Raw genomic sequence first — 18,484 nt, 5'->3', positions numbered from 1 at the left:
TTGGTTAGTTAATCTTCGTCGTAGCCGTATTTTTTGTCCAGTTTGTTCATCAATCGAACGTAGACAAAAATGAGGATGACAAATACATAGATGGACCCTTGTTGTGCGAACCAAAATCCTAGTTTAAATCCGCCTAAGCGAATGCTGTTCAACGCATCCTTGAACATGATCCCGGCTCCGTAGGAGACCAAGAACCAAATGGTCAAAAGAATAACCAGATACCTTAGGTTCTCTTTCCAATAGGCAGTTGCCTTTTTCTGTTTTTCTGACATAATTTGTTGGTTTAGTGAATTATAAATAAATATGTGCTTGCAGTGTCAACACCCCGGAACTATCGCCGTTTCCAACTTTGGAATTGGTATATTCCAGCGTGAGTTTGGAATGGTGCCCTGTCATGAACAGGTTGGCCCCAATCCCGAATCGGGTTGCATTGTCATCAATCGCATCAATGGTCCTGGTCTGATAAGACAAATAAGGTTGTACCCTTGACTTATCTGCCGCTCCAGGAATCAAATACCCCACATGTCCATAGATCATGTTTCCTGTTCCATATGGGCCTAAAACAAAATTGCGACCATAATCATTGCTCTGGAAAACCCCGTAAGCGGTAATCGCAGAACCATCATCAGCTAGGGGAGCATCATAAAAAGCGTCTACCGCGAAAATGTTCACGTCCTCTCCTTCCAAATTTCCTGTTCCATCCATCACCACAACACCGTTTTTATGGTTCAGGAATCCCGCTCCTATATTGAAGACTTTCTTGCTTCCCAAGTATGTTCCCACCTTGTAAGGTAGGAAATTAGATTCTTCATCCAAGAAATGATAATCAAAATATCCTTGCACGACCTTGCCGGCATTGCCAGCACCCAATAGTTCCCTTCCGCGATACACCGCCCTGCCGTTTGGTGTTGGGTCGTTACCGGAATCCAAAGTGGTTGTAATAGCCTCGTTATATGAAACACGGTATTGTAACTTGCCCACTTTACCTTTTAGGTAAACCCCTAAATGACGTGCAAACTGATCGCTGAGGCCCAATGCGGCCCAAGATTCCCGGTTGTTGTCCAAAGTCATGAAGTTGAGGGTACTACTGTTGTTCAGGCGTGAGATACCGTTCCAATAATGTAGTCCAGAACCTGCTGCTATGTTCTTGCCAATCTGCCACTCTCCCCAAAAATCATGAAAGAATAACTGGGCTGATTCTCCTTTGCCAGTAGGACTCAAGTTACTGCCATTTAAGCTGTTCAATCCAAAATGGGTAAGGATCAAAAACTTTTTGTTCAATTGCGTATACGTCAATACCCTGGCACGCCTTACGCTAAGATTCAGCTTACTGGCATCATCCGGAACATTATCGTTGTATTGGGCCCAGAATTGTCCCCAAGCGATGATACGAAGATATTTGGAGCCATCTTCGTTAAAATTAACTTTGTAACCCCCCGTGTATTCGGTGTTACCTTGCGAGAATGAAGAAGGAATGCACAGAAGTAATAATGCCATTCCAAGAAGGATTCTTTTCATTTCAGTTTGGATGTTAGTGAGTTATGTGCACTGCGAACATCCTAAAAAAAAGTACTGAACAAAAAATCAGTATATTTTTTTGTTAAATAACTATACTCAATCTTTGAAACGGTCCCATTTTATCAGCATGAACTTATCGCCAAGCTCGGTTACCAACTGGCCCGCGCCTTTTAAATTTTCAGGATTGAGGAAATATTTTTGAAGTTCTCCCAAGTTCAAGATTTTGTAGGTGGGATGGTATTTGGAATTATAGGGCCGTTTGATGTTGTATTTACGCACCCAGTTCATAACGGAAACATGGGAAACACCTAAAATTCTTTCTATTTCTCGATAGGTAAGTCCCTCTAAATAAAGCTGTAATGCTTTGTTTACGTAGTAATCATCAATTTGTTTACCCAGCTTGGGAACTGTAAAATAATAGCCGCAGGATTTGCATTTAAACCGTTGCCGTTCATTAATGACACCTGCTTTGGTGAATTCTGAAGAGGAACAATTTGGACAACTTTGCATGGGATATACTTAATTAGCATAAATATACCAAATTAGCTTTAAATATTTAAACAAAAAACTCCTTTAGAATAATGAAATCATCAATTTAAGGCTATAAATATTGAAAGAAAGGTAATTTGAAGACTACCTGGCCAAATATCCGCTGATATTATTGAAGATACGGTCCTCGATATTGGAAATATCGCTTTTTATGAATTTTTCACCAGTGATGTTCTCATATAATTCAATATATCTATTGGATACCGACTCAATATACGCATCGGACATTTCAGGAACCGTTTGCCCGTCCAAGCCCTGGAAACCATTGGAAATGAGCCATTGCCTAACAAATTCTTTGGACAATTGCTTTTGCGCTTCCCCATTGGCTTGGCGCTCTTCATATCCTTCAGCATAAAAATATCGGGAAGAATCGGGTGTATGGATCTCATCAATCAGTACGATTTTACCATCTTTGGTCTTTCCGAACTCGTATTTGGTATCCACTAAGATCAAACCTCTTTTAGCTGCAATCTCGGTTCCCCTTTGAAAAAGAGCATGCGTATACTTTTCCAATACCTCATAATCTTCCTTGGAAACAATACCTCTTTTTAAAATATCCTCTTTGGAAATATCCTCATCATGGTCCCCTTTTTCGGCCTTGGTCGCCGGGGTAATGATGGGACTGGGAAACTTGTCGTTTTCCTTCATTCCTTCGGGCATGGGTACGCCGCACAACATTCTTTTGCCAGCTTTGTACTCCCTAGCCGCGTGTCCGGAAAGGTATCCACGGATCACCATTTCAACCTTAAAAGGCTCACAAGCCAGACCGACAGCTACGTTGGGATCTGGGGTAGCCAGTAACCAATTAGGTACAATGTCCTCCGTATCCTTCATCATTTTGGTGGCAATCTGGTTCAAAATCTGACCCTTGTAGGGAATACCCTTGGGCATGACCACATCAAAGGCGGACAAACGGTCCGTGGCCACCATCACCAAAACATCGTTTTGAAGGGTATAAACTTCCCTTACCTTACCTTTATAAACGGATTTTTGTCCCGGAAAATCAAAGTCCGTGGACATCAACGTATTCAGTCCCATATTAGAATTGATTTTGGTGCTCTATGTTTTTATAGGCATCAATGACCTTTTTCACCAATCTATGTCGGATCACATCCTTATCGTCCAAATAAATGATGCTGATGCCATCCACATCCTTCAATATCAAAAGTGCCTCCTTCAAGCCGGAAATAACCCTTCTTGGCAAATCGATCTGACCAGGATCCCCTGTCAATAAAAATTTGGCATTCTTGCCCATCCTGGTCAGGAACATTTTCATTTGGGCATGGGTAGTGTTTTGGGCCTCGTCCAAGATCACAAAGGCATTGTCCAGTGTACGACCACGCATAAAAGCCATTGGAGCAATTTGAATGGTGCCGTCTTCCAGATATTTGGCCAGTTTTTCCGCAGGGATCATATCCCGAAGAGCATCATACAAAGGCTGCATGTATGGATCTAATTTCTCCTTGAGGTCGCCGGGTAGGAATCCAAGGTTCTCCCCTGCTTCCACAGCCGGACGGGTCAATATGATGCGGCGAACCTGCTTTTCCTTGAGCGCCTTTACGGCCAAGGCCACCCCAGTATAGGTTTTACCGGTACCTGCAGGACCGATGGCAAAAACCATGTCGTCCTTTTTGCAGGCATCCACCACTTTGCGTTGGTTGGCCGTCTGGGCCTTGATCAAACGACCGTTCACTCCATGTACCAAAACATCGCCACTGCTTTGGGAAGAAGTATATTCCTCTTGACTGGTGCTGGTAAGGATTCGTTCGATCATGTTCTCGTCCAATTTGTTGTATTTGGCAAATTGTCCCGTGATTTCATCAAAGCGACGATCGAATTCCTCAAGCAGTTCTTCATCGCCATAAGCCTTGATTTTGTTACCCCTTGCCACAATTTTTAACTTTGGAAAGTATTTTTTGAGCAGTTCGATGTTTTCATTTTGCTGTCCAAAAAAGTCTTGGGGGCTGATGTCCGTAAGTTCTATTATAAGTTCGTTCAAAAAAAGTGAGGTGTTACAGTTGTTTTTGAAGAATTATATTCTTTCTTTTTTAACTAATTTTACATCGCAAACTTAACCAAAAATCAATTTGAGCGGGCAAAAACATATCAACAGTATTGCATGGCAATCATAACCTTAACAACAGATTTTGGCTACAAAGATCACTTTGTAGGTACTGTTAAAGGGGCTATTTTGAGCAACCTCCCCGAGGTTACCATTGTTGATATTTCCCATGCCATAAGCCCCTTCAATATTCAAGAGTGCGCTTACATCCTAAAAAATGCCTATCGATCGTTTCCCATGGGTACTGTTCATGTGGTGGGTGTCGATTCTGAATGGTCGCCAGAAAATCAACATATTGTGGTTCAGGTAGATGGGCATTATTTTGTGAGTTCCAATAGTGGTGTGATTTCCCTGATTACTTCCGAAGTGAAACCGGAAAAAATAGTGGAAATCAACCTTCCGAATGCGGAATCCGGTTCCTTTCCCGTGCTGAACATTTTCGTCCAGGTAGCTTGCCATATTGCCCGCGGTGGAAAACTTGAAGTCATCGGAAGAAATTTTGATGATCTGAAAGAACTCCGTGAATTTGAACCACGAATTATCAACAATGGCAAGTCCATTTCGGGTAACGTAATCTATATAGATAACTATGGCAACGTGGTCACCAATATTCAAAAAGGACTGTTTGAGGCCTATCGCAACGGGCGGGATTATGAGATCATTGCCCGTACCACCAAGATCAAGAAAGTGCACCATAGCTACAATGGCATCATCAATTATGACCTGGATCGATCCCAGCGCATGGGACCTGGCGATGCCTTGGCACTTTTCAACTCTGCCGGTTATATTGAGCTTGCCATTTATAAGAGTGACCTGAATTCCGTTGGTGGGGCCTCTTCCCTACTCGGATTGAATTATCGGGATACCGTAACCATAAATTTCCTTTAAATGTTGACCCGCATCGTAAAACTGACCTTTAAACCCGAAAATATTCCTAGTTTTGAGCAAATCTTTGCGGAAACAAAAAACGGAATCTTGGCATTTGAAGGTTGTAATATGGTGGAACTGTATCAGGATATCAACAATCCCTGTATCTTTTTCACCTACAGTTTTTGGGATACCCCTGCAGATTTGGAAAGATATAGGAACTCCGATTTTTTCAAAACGATTTGGGCCAGAACAAAACAACTGTTCTCCAACAGACCGGAAGCCTGGAGCGTGAATAAAGTCCAATCTACAAATCCATTTTAATGTTCGCGATTTTCAAGAGAGAGGTACGGTCCTTTTTTACGTCGCCTATCGGTTATTTGATCGTGGGGTCGTTTTTATTGCTCAACGGGCTCTTTTTATGGGTCTTTAAAGGAGAGTACAACATTTTTGATTATGGCTTTTCAGACTTGGGCAATTTCTTCCTGCTCGCTCCATGGATCTTTATCTTTTTGGTTCCAGCCATCACGATGAAGAGTTTTTCGGAAGAACGGAAAATGGGAACATTGGAGCTATTATTGATAAAACCCGTTTCTGTCTGGAAGTTGGTATTGGGCAAATTTTGGGGAGCCGTTCTGTTGTGTGTGATAGCCGTAGTGCCAACAATAATTTACGTCTTTGCCATTTCCAAATTGGGCATGACCGAAGGTAATTATGATTTGGGGATTGTTTTTGGCTCCTATTTTGGACTGCTATTTCTTATAAGTTCCTACACGGCCATTGGGGTGTTTGCTTCTACCCTTTCCGACAATCAGATTATTTCGTTTTTGGTGGGGATTTTGATATGCTTTTTGATTTTCAATGGGTTTGATGCCTCCGCTTCGCTTTTCACCGATGGGGAAACCCAGGAAATTTTGAAAGGGTTTGGGGCCAAGGCCCATTTTGACAGTATTGCCCGTGGGGTTATCGATACGAGGGACCTTGTTTATTTTGTCTCGCTCGCCCTGTTGTTCCTGTATCTCACGTTTCAACGTTTAAAACAATTGCCTCGCTAATGGGAAAGTTTTGGATAGCCATATTGGAAGCCGTGGTTGCGCTGATCGTATTGAATATCTTGGCCGGATTTGTGTACACTCGCTTTGACCTGACCGAGGACCAACGGTATACCCTTTCACAACCAGCGGTGGAAGTCGCCCAGAAATTTGATTCCCCTGTCATCATCGATATTTTATTGGACGGGAGCATTCCTGCGGAATTTTCCAAATTAAAGTCGGAGACCGTTCAATTGATGGAATCCTTTGTCGTCAAGAATAAAAACATCTCCTACAATTTGGTGGATCCCCTAGCAGATGAAACCCAGGCCGAACAGACCATTGCCGAACTGCAAAGTTTGGGCTTGAAACCGGCAAGTGTCACCATCGAGGAAAACGGAAAGGTTTCCAACGAACTGGTTTTTCCTTGGGCCATGGTGAATTACAAGGACCAAACCGTTAAAGTCCCTTTGCTCAAGAACAAACAGGGTTCTACGGCCGAAGAACGCATCAACAACTCCGTACAAGAATTGGAATATGCCTTTGCGGATGCTTTTACCAAATTAAGCGCTACCGATAAAAAAAGTATTGCCGTCATTAAGGGCAATGGAGAATTAGGCGACATCTATATCGCCGATTATTTATCCACGGTAAGGGAATATTACAACATCGGTGCCATCACTTTAGATTCAGTAGCCAGCAATCCCCAAAAGGTTTTGGACCAACTGAAAAACTTTGATCTGGCCCTCATCGCCAAACCAACCGAAGCCTTTTCAGATGAAGAAAAATACGTGATGGACCAATTCATGGTACAAGGCGGGAAATCGATATGGATGATCGATCAAGTGGCCATGGAAATGGACAGCATTTATACCGGTGGCGGAAGTGCTTTTGCCTTACCACGGGAACTGAATTTGAAAGATCTATTCTTCAAGTACGGGGTGAGGATCAATCCCGTTTTGGTGAACGACCTGTATTTTACCCAAATTGTTTTGGCTACCGGAGAAGGCAACGATTCCCAATACAACCCTCTGCCTTGGTATTATTATCCAATGGTATTTTCACGGAACAACCATCCCATCAATACCAATATTGAAGCGGTGCGACTCCAATTCACCAGCCCAATGGACATTTTGGAAAACGATTACCAAAAGACGATTCTGCTGCAAAGTTCACCATTGTCCAAAACGGACGGGGTTCCAAGACAGATCAGTTTGGATATGATCACATCCCAACCTGACCAAGCCACCTATAACAACGGAAATCTTCCGTTGGCAGTGTTGATCGAGGGAAATTTCACATCCATGTACAAGAATCGAGTCAGACCCCTAAAATTGGCCAATGCAGTGGAAGAAGGCCCTGCCAACAAAATGATTGTGATCGCAGATGGGGATATCATTAAAAATCAATTGCGGAACAACCGTCCTTTGGAATTGGGGTATGATAAATGGACGAGCAACTTTTATGGCAACAAGGAATTTTTGGTGAACAGCACCAATTACCTCCTTGAAAACAACGGGCTTATCAACATAAGGAATAAAAAAGTGGCCATTCCGTTGCTTGATGTGAAGAAAATTGCCGAGCAAAAATCGAAGTGGCAGATCATAAACATTGGGCTTCCAGTACTTTTGACCCTGGCCTTCGGCCTTTTCTTCGGTTTTTATCGAAAGCGGAAATTTAGCACCTAAGTGTTGATAATTTTGTTTCTTTGCTAATACCATTTAAGATATATTTGCTTTTATCGATTTTAACAGTCCCGTTCACGGTTGAATATACTTGGAACAGGCAAAAATGCTAAAGAATTTCTTTGATGAAGTTTATCGTATCCAGTACATATCTATTGAAACAATTGCAGGTTTTGGGAGGAGTTATCAACAACAGTAACACCCTTCCGATTTTGGACAATTTTTTGTTCGATCTTAAAAAGAATCAACTAACGGTTTCCGCATCCGATCTTGAAACCACCATGAGTTCTGTCTTGGAGGTGGATTCCGATTCTGAAGGTGCCATTGCCGTTCCTGCACGTTTGTTATTGGATACCTTGAAAACGTTTCCGGAACAACCCCTCACCTTTGTAGTTGAGGATAACAATACAGTGGAAATCAGCTCCAACCATGGCAAATATGCCTTGGCCTATGCCGATGGGGCCGAGTTCCCAAAAGCGGTGGAAGTTTCCAACCCAAGCTCTACCACCCTGTTGGGCGATATTTTGGCAACTGCCATCAACAAGACCATTTTTGCCGCCGGTAACGACGACCTTCGCCCGGTGATGAGCGGGGTGTTCTTCCAATTCTCACCGGAGAATTTGACCTTCGTGGCCACGGATGCGCACAAATTGGTAAAATATCAAAGACAGGACGTAAGTGCTTCACAGGTTGCAGAATTCATCATGCCCAAAAAACCCTTGAACTTATTGAAAGGTATTTTGGCTGGCTCTGAATCCGAAGTGACCATTGAGTACAATGATAGCAATGCCAAATTCATTTTTGACAATACCGAATTGATCTGTCGTTTGATCGATGGCAAATATCCCAACTACGAAGCCGTAATCCCAAAGGAAAACCCGAACAAACTGACCATTTCAAGGAACCAGTTCTTGAGTTCTGTTCGCAGGGTTTCCATATTCTCTAATAAGACTACCCACCAGATCCGATTGAAGATTGCCGGTGCCGAATTGAATATCTCCGCAGAAGATGTGGATTACAGCAACAAGGCCGAGGAAAGGCTTTCCTGTTCCTACCAAGGGGATGATATGCAAATCGGGTTCAACTCCAGGTTTTTAGTGGAAATGCTCAACAACCTTTCTTCTGACGATGTCTCTTTGGAAATGAGTTTGCCCAACAGAGCGGGAATCCTTACTCCTATCGATGGATTAGATGAGGGAGAGCACGTAACCATGCTTGTAATGCCCGTAATGTTAAACAATTAGGAGACTTCTTACAAGGTGTTCATTGCCATTTTCTTAGGTTTCTGCTATTAGGTAGTTTATCGATCTATCCTCTTCATTCATCGTGGATGAAGGTTTATGCGATTCTCTTTTGCATACTTTTAACAGATTAAAAATGTAAACCTTAAACCATTGAACATGAAAAAAATTACAATAGCTTTAATTGCCATATTCGCAATAGGCTTTACTTCTTGCGAGGTTGAACCGGTTGACAACTCCATAGATGGTGTTGCTGGTAAAGCCAAGGTTGAAAAAACAAAACCTGAAACTGAGGAAACTCCCGATTGTACAGTAAGCCTTTTGCCTACCCTTCCTTCCATGGTAAGTGCCTGTACAACATCTAAAGGCGAAGGAAGCTTGTTAGGAGCGTATTTTGACCTAACCATCAATGATACTGAACTTGCAGGAAATTACGCTGCTTGGTGTGTGGATGTGGACCTTTCCCTTGGTGCTGATGAATGTTATGATTACAACGTATATTCCAGCTACGCGGAGCTTCCTGCAGGAGCGTTTGAACAACCAGGAAACTTCGATTTGATCAACTGGATCGTAAACCAAAATTTCGTTGGGCAAGCTAGCCCAAGTGGAGGCGCTTATACCTTTGGAGATGTTCAATGGGCCATTTGGGAATTGATTGATGATAAAAATTGTGTGACCTGCGCTTACTTGGGCAGTGATTGGAGTAGAACCAAAGGACAGGAAATTGTGGATGCTGCCATTGCCAATGGCGAAGGATATGAACCAGGGGCAGGAGAAGTTATGGCCGTAGTTTTGATTCCAACAGGAAGAACCCAAAGTGTGATTGTTACCATTCCACTTGGTTGCGAACCTGAACCCTCCTGCGAAACAGCTTTCGCTCGTGGTACCGACGGTAACACTTGCTTTATCGGTGAGGGATTCAGCCGTTGGGGCTGGAGCATTGGCCCATTGGCAGAAGGAACCCAAGCTACTTACGATGTGTATGCCGGTGCAGGTCAGTGTGACATTTCTAAAGGAGAATTGGTTGGTACTGTAGACGTAAGCTATATTGATGGCAATGTTACTGTTACCTATAACATTGATGCAGCCTATAATGTTTCCGACACGCATACTTACGCTGGTAGCGCTATGTTCCCTACCAAAAATGGAGAGCCTACCGTAGCACCTGGTCAATACTATATCGAAGAAAACCTTTCCGGAGATATTTATGTGATTGCCCATGCCGATGTTTGCAAGGATTAATCCAAACAAGAAACCTTAAATAAAAAAGCTAGAGTTAACGCTCTAGCTTTTTTTATGCTCATTTACTATTTTCTTTCGTTTTCCTGATGCCAGTAAAGGAATCTCATCTACATATTCAAATGAAATATGGGCATTGGTTCCCAATCGGCTTTTACAGTAAGATGAGATTTTTTCCTCATTTACCTGTTGTTTCTTGGCATTGAGTTTTACCAGATATTCCTTCTCCCCTTTTTGAACAAATTGAAATTGCCTGATAGCGCCAAACTCCAAAATCAAATATAGAAAGTGGGAAGAAATTGGATTTCCTTGTATATCGAATATCTGGTCGATTCTTCGTCCTTCAATGGAGGTCAGATAAACTGTTCCCTCTTCATTAACCTCATATACGGCAAGATCGCCTGTGTCATATCTGATCATAGGCATGGCGTAATTGAAGAAATCGGTCACCACGACACGGCCCAATTCGCCATTTCTTGCGGGAAGATCATTATCCAACTGTAAAAACTCAAAGTGATAACTTCCCCAATTCAACACATACTGTTCGGGAGAAATAAAAGTTTGCTGGGCCAAAATGCCATTTTCCTGATTTGAATAGCGCTCAAAAACGGGAACACCAAAATAGTTGACCATTCGCGACTTTTCAGAATTCTTCAATTTTTCTGCAAACGATATAATGGAACTGACATTTTTAAAATTCGGCTTGGTTGTCTGTCCATCCAAAAATTGGCACAATTCTTCAAAGAAGGACGGGTACCCCAAAATATTCTTGGGTTGATTGTCTTTTTCAATAAGGGACACTAGCTTTTTCAAAGATCCTGAATCCGCATCCATAACACTATGGGCATGGATGTTCTGCATTTTGGACACCCATTTGTTCTTTCGATTCTTAAAATCCCATAATTTGAAGAAATAAAGCCTATTACCCAAGATTGTTCCAGCAGATTCTGAAAAGTAAAGTACATCTGCCGTATTTCTCAGCCGTTTATTCCCATTTTGATAGATTTTAAAAGGAATACCGGTAGATCCACTACTAGAAACTTTGGTCAATTTACTCTTTACAAAAACATCAGATTTGAACCTTTCATAGTTATCCAGAATGATATTCTTATTGATGACAGGGAAATCTTGAAGGGACTTTAAACCCTTATATTCTTTATAAAAATTGGTGGTACTAATCGCATGTTCAAGTAGCAGGGTCAAGTTCTGATTTCTTTTTTCCAGGGATTCTGAACTTTCCGGATTTCCAACAATACCGGCAATTTCATTGAGATGATTTTTAATAGGCGACCCCTTAATCATATCCAAAAACCAGAAGGCTTCACGCCGAAATACGTTCAATAAGCTCATCAAGGAAAATGTTGGTAATCCTGCTAAATCTATTATTAAAGTTTAAAACATACCAGCAAGGATCAAAGTATTTACAAATATTTGTCACCTTCATTCCTAGACCGAATAAAAACGGCCGGGATTCCATAATAAACTGCATGGTCCTTTACATCCTTGGTAACTAGAGAGCCTGCTCCAACAACGGTATGTTCGCCAATCTTTCTTCTGTTTAAAATGGTTGTGCTCATGGAAATTGCCGAGAAAGCTCCTATTTCCACATTACCCGCAAGTGTTGTATTTGGTGCAAGACTACTGAATTCCATAAGACAGGATTCATGCCCTACACTAGATCTGGTATTCACAATAGTGAAGTTACCAATACTACTATCAGTGTTAACAATGGAGCCTGCCATAATCATAATTCCAGTGCCAAGTTTTACCCCTTTCCCTATGATGGCATTTGGATGTATGGCATTCACAAAGCTAACATTGGAATTGATGTTTTTTAATTGTTGGATCACGTTATATCTAGCCCAGTTATCGCCAATCGCCACAAAAAACTTAAGGTCAGGCTTTTTCTGGAGCAATTCGGGAACTTGTTCCATACCTCCAAAGACAGGGTAGCCCAAAACTTGGGTGCCCTGCTGTTTATTTGCATCCAGAAAACCTATGATTTCATGGTTTCCCATACATTCCAGAATATCAATGGTGACCTTGCCATGGCCTGAGGCACCAAAAATCACAACTTCTTCCAACTTATTGGTTTAAGCAAATTTACAGGTGAAAATTACATATTTGTTTTGCTTAAATGAAATAAATTGATCTATCTGCAAAAAAGATCTATGACAAGAATTTAATGGTAAGAAAATACGACGGAGATTCCCCATTAGAAGCTCTTACAGCATTTACAATGGGCAAGACAAACCCAAGAATACCCGTTGCGATCAAACCCAATATTCCCAACCCTAATAATAAAATGGAGGGAATGCTGATAATGATATAAAGGAAAAGGCTCAACTGTAAATTGATGATGGCCTTTCCGTGCTCATCCATTCCTTCTACACTGTTTCTTGAGGACAACCATATGATCAGAGGAGTGATGAATCCCCCAAAACCAATGGCATAGGACAATAATTGCGTAAGATGGGTAATGGCCAACATAGTATTGTCCCTTCTAATAACTTTTTCATTGATGACTTCCATTTTTGATTGATTTTGATGATTATAACCAATTAGTATCCTTTTTTGTCTAAATGTTACAGCAGCCAGCTAATTTGTATTTTTGCCAACATGTTGTACACAGATAACATTATTGCCCTAGCCACCCCTTCGGGAACCGGTGCCATTGCAGTCATCCGGGTATCCGGACCAGATGCCGTCTCCTTGGTTGATAGCATTTTTCAATCGGTCAAAAGCAAGAAACTGACCGGACAAAAAAGTCACACCATCCATTTGGGACATATTGTGGATGATTCTAAAATCTTGGACGAGGTATTGGTATCGCTCTTTAAAGGACCACATTCCTACACTGGGGAAAATGTGGTGGAAATATCCTGCCATGGTTCTCCCTACATTCAACAACAGGTCATTCAACTTTTGTTGAGAAAAGGGTGCCGTACCGCTTCGGCCGGGGAATTCACGCTTCGGGCCTTTCTCAATGGCAAAATGGATTTAAGCCAAGCGGAGGCCGTTGCTGATCTTATAGCAAGCGATAGCGAAGCTGCACACGACATCGCCATGCAGCAGATGAGGGGAGGGTTCAGCAATGAAATCCAAAAGTTACGTGAAGAACTGCTCAATTTTGCCTCCTTGATAGAACTGGAACTGGACTTTTCACAGGAAGATGTAGAGTTCGCCGACCGTACACAATTCAATCAACTATTGGGAAAAATCAGTGACGTATTAAAAAAACTCATTGATTCCTTTGCCTTGGGCAACGTAATCAAACACGGCATTCCCGTGGCCATTGTGGGGCAACCCAATGTAGGAAAGTCTACCCTTCTCAATGTACTGTTGAACGAGGAGCGTGCTATAGTGAGCGACATTGCCGGGACAACAAGGGATACCGTGGAGGACCATATCAGCATCAAGGGCATCAATTTTAGGTTTATCGATACCGCTGGCATCCGTGAGACGCAGGATGTGGTTGAAAAAATTGGGATTGAACGTACCTTCGGTAAAATTGAACAGGCCAGACTTATTATCTATCTTTTTGAAGGAGAACATTTTGAATCTTCAGTGTTGGAACAACTCCAAAAAAAATACCCCAACAAACAAATCCTGCCCATCTGCAATAAAATGGATCTTTTGAGCGACGCCCAAATGGAAAACATCAAATTGGACGTACCCAATGTGCTGTTCCTATCGGCCAAGCACAAAATCGGTATTTCGGACCTGGAAAGTCAATTGCTTTCATTGGTAGATTCCGGTGCTTTGAGCGGCGATACGACCATCATCTCTAACAGCAGGCATTACGATGCCCTTTTAAAAGCTTTGGAGGAAATCCAAAAAGTGAAGGAAGGATTGGATATGGACCTATCCAGTGATTTGATGGCCATCGACATTCGTCAAGCCCTATTCCATCTGGGAGAAATCACGGGTAGCGTTACCACAGATGATCTTTTGGGCAACATTTTCTCTAATTTTTGCATAGGGAAGTAATTTGATTTTTCCAATATTTTCATTTATTTATATATAGTTGATTATCAATGTTTTGTTAATAACTTCTCTATCTAATTTTATCTTTTATTTGTTCACCTTGCTACTTTTATTACACCTTTTTTACACCTCGAAGTGTAAAAAAGGTGAAAAGGTGTAAAAAATTACACCTCGTAAAATTGAAATACTATGAAAATCAATTTGAAAAGTAAACGGTTAAGGAATGATAAATTGAGTCTGTATATTGAATATTATGACGGCTATATCATTGACAGGAATGGGACAAAAAAGCATCGAAGAAGATTCGAATATTTGAAATTATATCCTTTAGAAAAACCTAGCACATCCGAGGAGAAGAGAAAGAACAAAGAAATTTATGAGCTGGCAGACAATATTCTTGCTATACGAAAAGCAGAATATGTTCAAGGTAAATATAAAATTAGGGATGGTAAAAAGGGTGAAATTGCCTTTTTGGACTATTTTGATAAACTAAAAGAAGACCGCTTTGAAACGAAAGCAAATTATGGCAATTGGGATGCCGCCCAAAAACATATCGAAAAATACTGTCCGCCACACAAACAGCTAAAGGATATAGATACGGATTTCGTAAAAGGTTTTAAACGGTATTTAGATACCAAAGCCAAAACCAAGAGCAATACTCCCCTGTCCCAAAATTCTAAGTACACCTATTTCAATAAATTTAAGGCCGCTTTACGGGAAGCTTATACGGAGAATTATCTTGATGAAAATGTACTTAAATCTGTCAAAGGCTTTGAACAAGCCGAATCGAAACGCGAATACCTTACCTATTCCGAATTACAGGCACTGTCCAACACCAAGTGTAAGTATCCAGTTCTAAAGAATGCCTTTATTTTTAGTTGCCTAACAGGGTTACGGTGGAGCGATATCAATAAACTGATTTGGGCAGAAGTCCGTGATGAGGATAATGGTGCAAGAATCATCTTTAGACAAAAGAAAACGGATAGTCTAGAATACTTATATATTTCCGAGCAGGCCAGGGAATTTTTGGGCAAAAGGACGCATAATAATGAGCGAGCATTTAAAGGATTGAAATATGGAGCCATTTATAATACTGAAATATTGCGATGGTGCATGCGTGCGGGAATTACTAAACATATTACTTTTCACAGTGCCAGACACACCAACGCAGTTCTCTTGCTTGAGAACGGAGCGGATATTTACACTGTTTCAAAAAGATTAGGTCATCGTGAAATTCGCACTACCGAAATCTATACCAAAATCATTGATGAGAAAATGAAAGAAGCAGCTAATATGATTCCTGAATTAAATTTTAGGTAAATTTATTCCGTTCGCAAACTTTTTACAGGGTTAATAGTTGCCGCCCGGATTGCTTGATAGCTTACAGTAAAAAGGGCAACCAACAATACACCCAAAATGGTGGCCACAAAAACCCACCATGGAACCCCTATACGGTAGGTGTAATTTTCCAACCATTGCTGCATAAAATAATAGGATACAGGAATCGCAATTAGGCCCGAAACAATTATCAATAATGCAAAATCCTTGGAAAGCATTTTGAAAAGGCTCAGTATAGATGCCCCCAATACTTTTCGGACACCGATTTCCTTGGTGCGCTGTTCCGCCATAAAGGTAGCTAGACCAAAGAGTCCTAGACAGCTTATAAAAATGGCGAGTAAAGAGAAGATTCCAGATAATTTTCGCATACGCTCCTCTGCTTTGAATTTGTTTCCGAAGGCAGCATCAACAAATTGGTATTCGAATGGAACACCGGGGGCGAACTTCTGAAAGACCGTTTCAATTTGGGCGAGCGATTCTGCAAGGCTTTTCTCAGGTGCCAGTTTTAGGTTAATCCAATTTGTTTGATTGTAATTTATTGCATAAATAGCCTGTTTTATAGGCTCAAATGGTGATTCGGTCAATAGATTTTTAACCACCCCTATGACTTTATGTTCCCCATCGTACCATCGGATTGTTTTCCCGATCGGGTCTTGCAGCCCCATATATCTTACGGCAGCTTCGTTCAGGATATAGGCAGTGGAGTCTGAGGCAAAATCCCTTGAAAAATCCCGTCCTTGGGCCATATCCCAACCCACGGTCTTTCCATAATCATGCGATACGTAAAAGGTTACCATATTGGTCATAAAATCGGGATCCTTGCCTTCCCAATCATAGCCTGAGTTACTGTTCCATACCTCGGTCAACGGACTTGAAGATTCCGCCATTTCGACTACTGCCCCACTCTTTTTCAAGGCTTCACGAAAGGCATTGTACTTACCCTCATAATCCTCAGTGTATTTTTCAACCATGATAAGTCCGTTTTTATCATAACCTATAGGCCGGTCTTTGGAATGCTGGATTTGCCGATTGACCACCACCGTACCGACCACCAAAATGATGGAAACCGTAAATTGGACCACGACCAAAGCTTTACGGAAGGACATTGCCGTTTTACCGGTGCGGATGGTTCCTTTCAACACTTTTACCGGACGGAAGGAAGAGAGGTACAGTGCCGGATAACTTCCGGCCAAAAGGCTGGTGACCAATACCAACCCCAAGCCAATGGACCAAAAGATTGGGTTGACAAGGGGAAAAATAATCTGTTTGTCCGCCAAATTGTTGAACAATGGCAGAAGAATACCAACAAGTATACAGGCCAATACAAAGGCACAAAGGGTAACCAGCAATGATTCGAGCATAAACTGCCCTATCAATTGGTTTTTGTTCGATCCAACCGTTTTTCGAATGCCTACTTCCTTGGCACGTTTTAGGGCGCGGGCCGTGGCCAAATTCATAAAATTGATACATGCTAACAACAGTACAAAAAATCCAATGATACCGAACATGCGCACATACTGGATTGCCCCACCGATAGATACGCCATTCTTAAAATTGGACCTCAAATGCCAATCCTTCATGGGATGGAGAAAGATTTGGGGATTGCTCCGTTTGGTTGGATCTGGAACGTGGTCGCTAAGCGTATTCTTGATCTTATCACTCACGCCAAACATTGCAGGCCCATTGGCTATTTGTACATATAATTGGTAAGAATTATTGTCCCATAGTTTTTGGTCACGTGCCGCTTTTACCCAATCGTTCATGGATACGTAGAGGTCCCATGGGGCAATAAATTGGAGTTCTTTGGATTCCGAAAAGGCCGAGAGGGCTTCAAAGACGTTTGAATTCTGGGGCAAATCTTCAAAAACGCCTTCAACGGTAACATATCTGTCATTGTTAAGCTTCATGGTTTTACCCATGGGTTCTTCGGAGCCGAAAAACGCTTTGGCCATAGATTCTGAAATTACAATGGAACTGGGGTCATCGAGCGCATTTTGATTACCCTTCAACATGTGGAACGAGAACATACGAAGGACATCTTTTTCCATAAAAGCGCCATATCCATTCAGGCTTTTTTCTTTGACGGATAGTACATTGTCCCCTGGGAAGGAACTCATGACAACATATTTGAAATCGTCGGAATAGACGCTCCGCAGTTCATCGGCCAAAGGATAGGGATGGTTGTACCGGGTAAGGGTCTCACCATTGTCAGTTTTGTTCACAAGCACCTGTGCAATGCTCCCATAGTTTTTGAAATTGGTATTAAAGGTAAGTTCATCATGAATCCACAGTCCTATGAGCATTGTAACAACCAATCCCAGGGCCAATCCACCCACATTAATAAAGGTATATCCCTTGTTTTTGGAAAGGTTCCGCCAGGCGATTTTCAGATAGTTTTTAAACATGATTGTCCGTTTTTTGGTCTTTATTATTGATAGATAAATGGCAAACTTTACAAACGATTAGGCAATTCGCATTTGTAGTTAAGACATACTAATTTACTATACCTATTTTTATGCCACAATCATAGTGGGTTAATAATCAATCATATACAATATTTCCATTCAACTTAAGTTATCTTCTTGTGTAAAAAAAATTGACGGTATTTGTCAAAAGTATTTACATTGAAATTGGGATACAGTTCCAACTAAAGTAGAATATTCTTTGCTACAGAGAATAAAACACGACCATCTTAAACATCTGAAATCCGCTAAAATGTTAACTTGGGGAAATGCAAGTCAATTCTTATCAAATAGTTTTATGGTTATGCTTTGCTTACGTTTATATACGTCTGCTTATTCCCTATATCGTCTTCTTTGCTCGTTATATGTTTAATGAACCCGTAGGATGGGACAAATACGTAGAACGGCCACGATTGGTATTCTACGGGATAGGCCTATTATTGATGCACGGTAGTTATACATCACTATTGAAATATTCTGACAATCCGAAATCCTTCTTTTTTTA

At 41.4% G+C, this 18,484-nt stretch carries 17 protein-coding genes; 8 read left to right on the top strand and 9 right to left on the bottom strand.

Translation table 11 applies throughout. The annotated features are described in order from the left end of the window. Window positions 1–8 precede the first annotated feature (8 nt). The 5 genes from GTK07_RS05090 to GTK07_RS05070 all read right to left on the bottom strand — a co-directional run bounded on the left by GTK07_RS05090 (window position 9) and on the right by GTK07_RS05070 (window position 4,066). A complete protein-coding gene (locus GTK07_RS05090; protein ID WP_163633700.1) occupies window positions 9–272 on the bottom strand; it encodes a DUF4212 domain-containing protein in 264 nt (87 codons plus the stop codon). Window positions 273–291: 19 nt separating this feature from the next. Then, window positions 292–1,518: a hypothetical protein gene (locus GTK07_RS05085; RefSeq protein ID WP_163633698.1), complete on the bottom strand. Its 1,227-nt coding sequence runs from the start codon at window positions 1,516–1,518 to the stop codon at window positions 292–294. 96 nt (window positions 1,519–1,614) lie between these two features. Continuing rightward, window positions 1,615–2,028: an IS1/IS1595 family N-terminal zinc-binding domain-containing protein gene (locus tag GTK07_RS05080; RefSeq protein WP_163633696.1), complete on the bottom strand. Its 414-nt coding sequence runs from the start codon at window positions 2,026–2,028 to the stop codon at window positions 1,615–1,617. Window positions 2,029–2,151: 123 nt separating this feature from the next. Continuing rightward, window positions 2,152–3,105, bottom strand: a complete 954-nt coding sequence (locus tag GTK07_RS05075; RefSeq protein ID WP_163633694.1) for a phosphoribosylaminoimidazolesuccinocarboxamide synthase — start codon at window positions 3,103–3,105, stop codon at window positions 2,152–2,154. Between the two features lies 1 nt (window position 3,106). After that, window positions 3,107–4,066 carry a PhoH family protein gene (locus GTK07_RS05070; RefSeq protein WP_163633692.1) on the bottom strand — a complete coding sequence of 320 codons (960 nt, stop codon included), beginning with the start codon at window positions 4,064–4,066 and terminating at the stop codon, window positions 3,107–3,109. Between the two features lie 120 nt (window positions 4,067–4,186). On the opposite strand from GTK07_RS05070, the gene GTK07_RS05065 reads away from it, so the two are divergent. The 6 genes from GTK07_RS05065 to GTK07_RS05040 all read left to right on the top strand — a co-directional run bounded on the left by GTK07_RS05065 (window position 4,187) and on the right by GTK07_RS05040 (window position 10,195). Continuing rightward, window positions 4,187–5,017, top strand: a complete 831-nt coding sequence (locus GTK07_RS05065) for an SAM hydrolase/SAM-dependent halogenase family protein (RefSeq protein WP_163633690.1) — start codon at window positions 4,187–4,189, stop codon at window positions 5,015–5,017. Further along, window positions 5,018–5,320 (top strand): putative quinol monooxygenase, encoded by a 303-nt coding sequence (locus GTK07_RS05060; protein WP_163633688.1) that lies wholly within the window; start codon window positions 5,018–5,020, stop codon window positions 5,318–5,320. Then, window positions 5,320–6,051, top strand: coding sequence for a gliding motility-associated ABC transporter permease subunit GldF (gene gldF, locus GTK07_RS05055; protein ID WP_163633686.1), 732 nt, complete (start codon window positions 5,320–5,322; stop codon window positions 6,049–6,051). The genes GTK07_RS05060 and gldF overlap by 1 nt, the downstream gene beginning before the upstream one ends. Further along, window positions 6,051–7,715, top strand: coding sequence for a gliding motility-associated ABC transporter substrate-binding protein GldG (gene gldG, locus GTK07_RS05050; protein ID WP_163633684.1), 1,665 nt, complete (start codon window positions 6,051–6,053; stop codon window positions 7,713–7,715). Before gldF ends, gldG begins: the two co-directional genes overlap by 1 nt. Window positions 7,716–7,837: 122 nt before the next feature. Then, complete coding sequence (gene dnaN, locus GTK07_RS05045) at window positions 7,838–8,956, top strand: DNA polymerase III subunit beta (RefSeq protein ID WP_163633682.1); 1,119 nt, start codon at window positions 7,838–7,840, stop codon at window positions 8,954–8,956. 156 nt (window positions 8,957–9,112) lie between these two features. Continuing rightward, window positions 9,113–10,195: a hypothetical protein gene (locus tag GTK07_RS05040; protein ID WP_163633680.1), complete on the top strand. Its 1,083-nt coding sequence runs from the start codon at window positions 9,113–9,115 to the stop codon at window positions 10,193–10,195. Between the two features lie 42 nt (window positions 10,196–10,237). On the opposite strand, the gene GTK07_RS05035 is transcribed toward GTK07_RS05040, so the two are convergent. From GTK07_RS05035 to GTK07_RS05025, 3 genes are all read right to left on the bottom strand, one after another. Next, complete coding sequence (locus GTK07_RS05035) at window positions 10,238–11,542, bottom strand: phenylacetate--CoA ligase family protein (RefSeq protein WP_163633678.1); 1,305 nt, start codon at window positions 11,540–11,542, stop codon at window positions 10,238–10,240. Window positions 11,543–11,613: 71 nt separating this feature from the next. Further along, entirely contained in the window at window positions 11,614–12,276 is a 663-nt protein-coding gene (locus GTK07_RS05030) for an acetyltransferase (RefSeq protein ID WP_163633676.1), read from the bottom strand. Between the two features lie 85 nt (window positions 12,277–12,361). Then, window positions 12,362–12,724, bottom strand: a complete 363-nt coding sequence (locus GTK07_RS05025; protein WP_163633674.1) for a DUF4870 domain-containing protein — start codon at window positions 12,722–12,724, stop codon at window positions 12,362–12,364. Window positions 12,725–12,811: 87 nt separating this feature from the next. Between GTK07_RS05025 and mnmE the strand changes: the two genes are divergently transcribed. Next, window positions 12,812–14,182: a tRNA uridine-5-carboxymethylaminomethyl(34) synthesis GTPase MnmE gene (gene mnmE, locus GTK07_RS05020; RefSeq protein WP_163633672.1), complete on the top strand. Its 1,371-nt coding sequence runs from the start codon at window positions 12,812–12,814 to the stop codon at window positions 14,180–14,182. A gap of 186 nt (window positions 14,183–14,368) precedes the next feature. Further along, on the top strand, window positions 14,369–15,499 hold the full coding sequence (locus GTK07_RS05015) for a tyrosine-type recombinase/integrase (protein WP_119646488.1): 1,131 nt from the start codon (window positions 14,369–14,371) through the stop codon (window positions 15,497–15,499). Between the two features lie 2 nt (window positions 15,500–15,501). Here GTK07_RS05015 and GTK07_RS05010 read toward each other — a convergent pair whose 3' ends face one another. Further along, a complete protein-coding gene (locus GTK07_RS05010) occupies window positions 15,502–17,922 on the bottom strand; it encodes an FtsX-like permease family protein (RefSeq protein ID WP_163633670.1) in 2,421 nt (806 codons plus the stop codon). Window positions 17,923–18,484 lie beyond the last annotated feature (562 nt).

Source organism: Flagellimonas sediminis, from assembly GCF_010500845.1.
GTDB lineage: Bacteria > Bacteroidota > Bacteroidia > Flavobacteriales > Flavobacteriaceae > Flagellimonas > Flagellimonas sediminis.
The sequence above is the reverse complement of the archived record's forward strand: the minus strand, read 5'-3'. Positions and strand labels throughout refer to the sequence as shown.

What these genes read in the sequence shown, in the direction of transcription:
- GTK07_RS05010 (WP_163633670.1), bottom strand. Translation starts at nt 17,922, where the DNA reads ATGTTTAAAAACTATCTGAAAATCGCCTGGCGGAACCTTTCCAAAAAC.
- GTK07_RS05065 (WP_163633690.1), top strand. Translation starts at nt 4,187, where the DNA reads ATGGCAATCATAACCTTAACAACAGATTTTGGCTACAAAGATCACTTT.
- mnmE (WP_163633672.1), top strand. Translation starts at nt 12,812, where the DNA reads ATGTTGTACACAGATAACATTATTGCCCTAGCCACCCCTTCGGGAACC.
- GTK07_RS05090 (WP_163633700.1), bottom strand. Translation starts at nt 272, where the DNA reads ATGTCAGAAAAACAGAAAAAGGCAACTGCCTATTGGAAAGAGAACCTA.
- GTK07_RS05025 (WP_163633674.1), bottom strand. Translation starts at nt 12,724, where the DNA reads ATGGAAGTCATCAATGAAAAAGTTATTAGAAGGGACAATACTATGTTG.
- gldG (WP_163633684.1), top strand. Translation starts at nt 6,051, where the DNA reads ATGGGAAAGTTTTGGATAGCCATATTGGAAGCCGTGGTTGCGCTGATC.
- GTK07_RS05060 (WP_163633688.1), top strand. Translation starts at nt 5,018, where the DNA reads ATGTTGACCCGCATCGTAAAACTGACCTTTAAACCCGAAAATATTCCT.
- GTK07_RS05040 (WP_163633680.1), top strand. Translation starts at nt 9,113, where the DNA reads ATGAAAAAAATTACAATAGCTTTAATTGCCATATTCGCAATAGGCTTT.
- dnaN (WP_163633682.1), top strand. Translation starts at nt 7,838, where the DNA reads ATGAAGTTTATCGTATCCAGTACATATCTATTGAAACAATTGCAGGTT.
- GTK07_RS05015 (WP_119646488.1), top strand. Translation starts at nt 14,369, where the DNA reads ATGAAAATCAATTTGAAAAGTAAACGGTTAAGGAATGATAAATTGAGT.
- GTK07_RS05080 (WP_163633696.1), bottom strand. Translation starts at nt 2,028, where the DNA reads ATGCAAAGTTGTCCAAATTGTTCCTCTTCAGAATTCACCAAAGCAGGT.
- gldF (WP_163633686.1), top strand. Translation starts at nt 5,320, where the DNA reads ATGTTCGCGATTTTCAAGAGAGAGGTACGGTCCTTTTTTACGTCGCCT.
- GTK07_RS05075 (WP_163633694.1), bottom strand. Translation starts at nt 3,105, where the DNA reads ATGGGACTGAATACGTTGATGTCCACGGACTTTGATTTTCCGGGACAA.
- GTK07_RS05035 (WP_163633678.1), bottom strand. Translation starts at nt 11,542, where the DNA reads ATGAGCTTATTGAACGTATTTCGGCGTGAAGCCTTCTGGTTTTTGGAT.
- GTK07_RS05085 (WP_163633698.1), bottom strand. Translation starts at nt 1,518, where the DNA reads ATGAAAAGAATCCTTCTTGGAATGGCATTATTACTTCTGTGCATTCCT.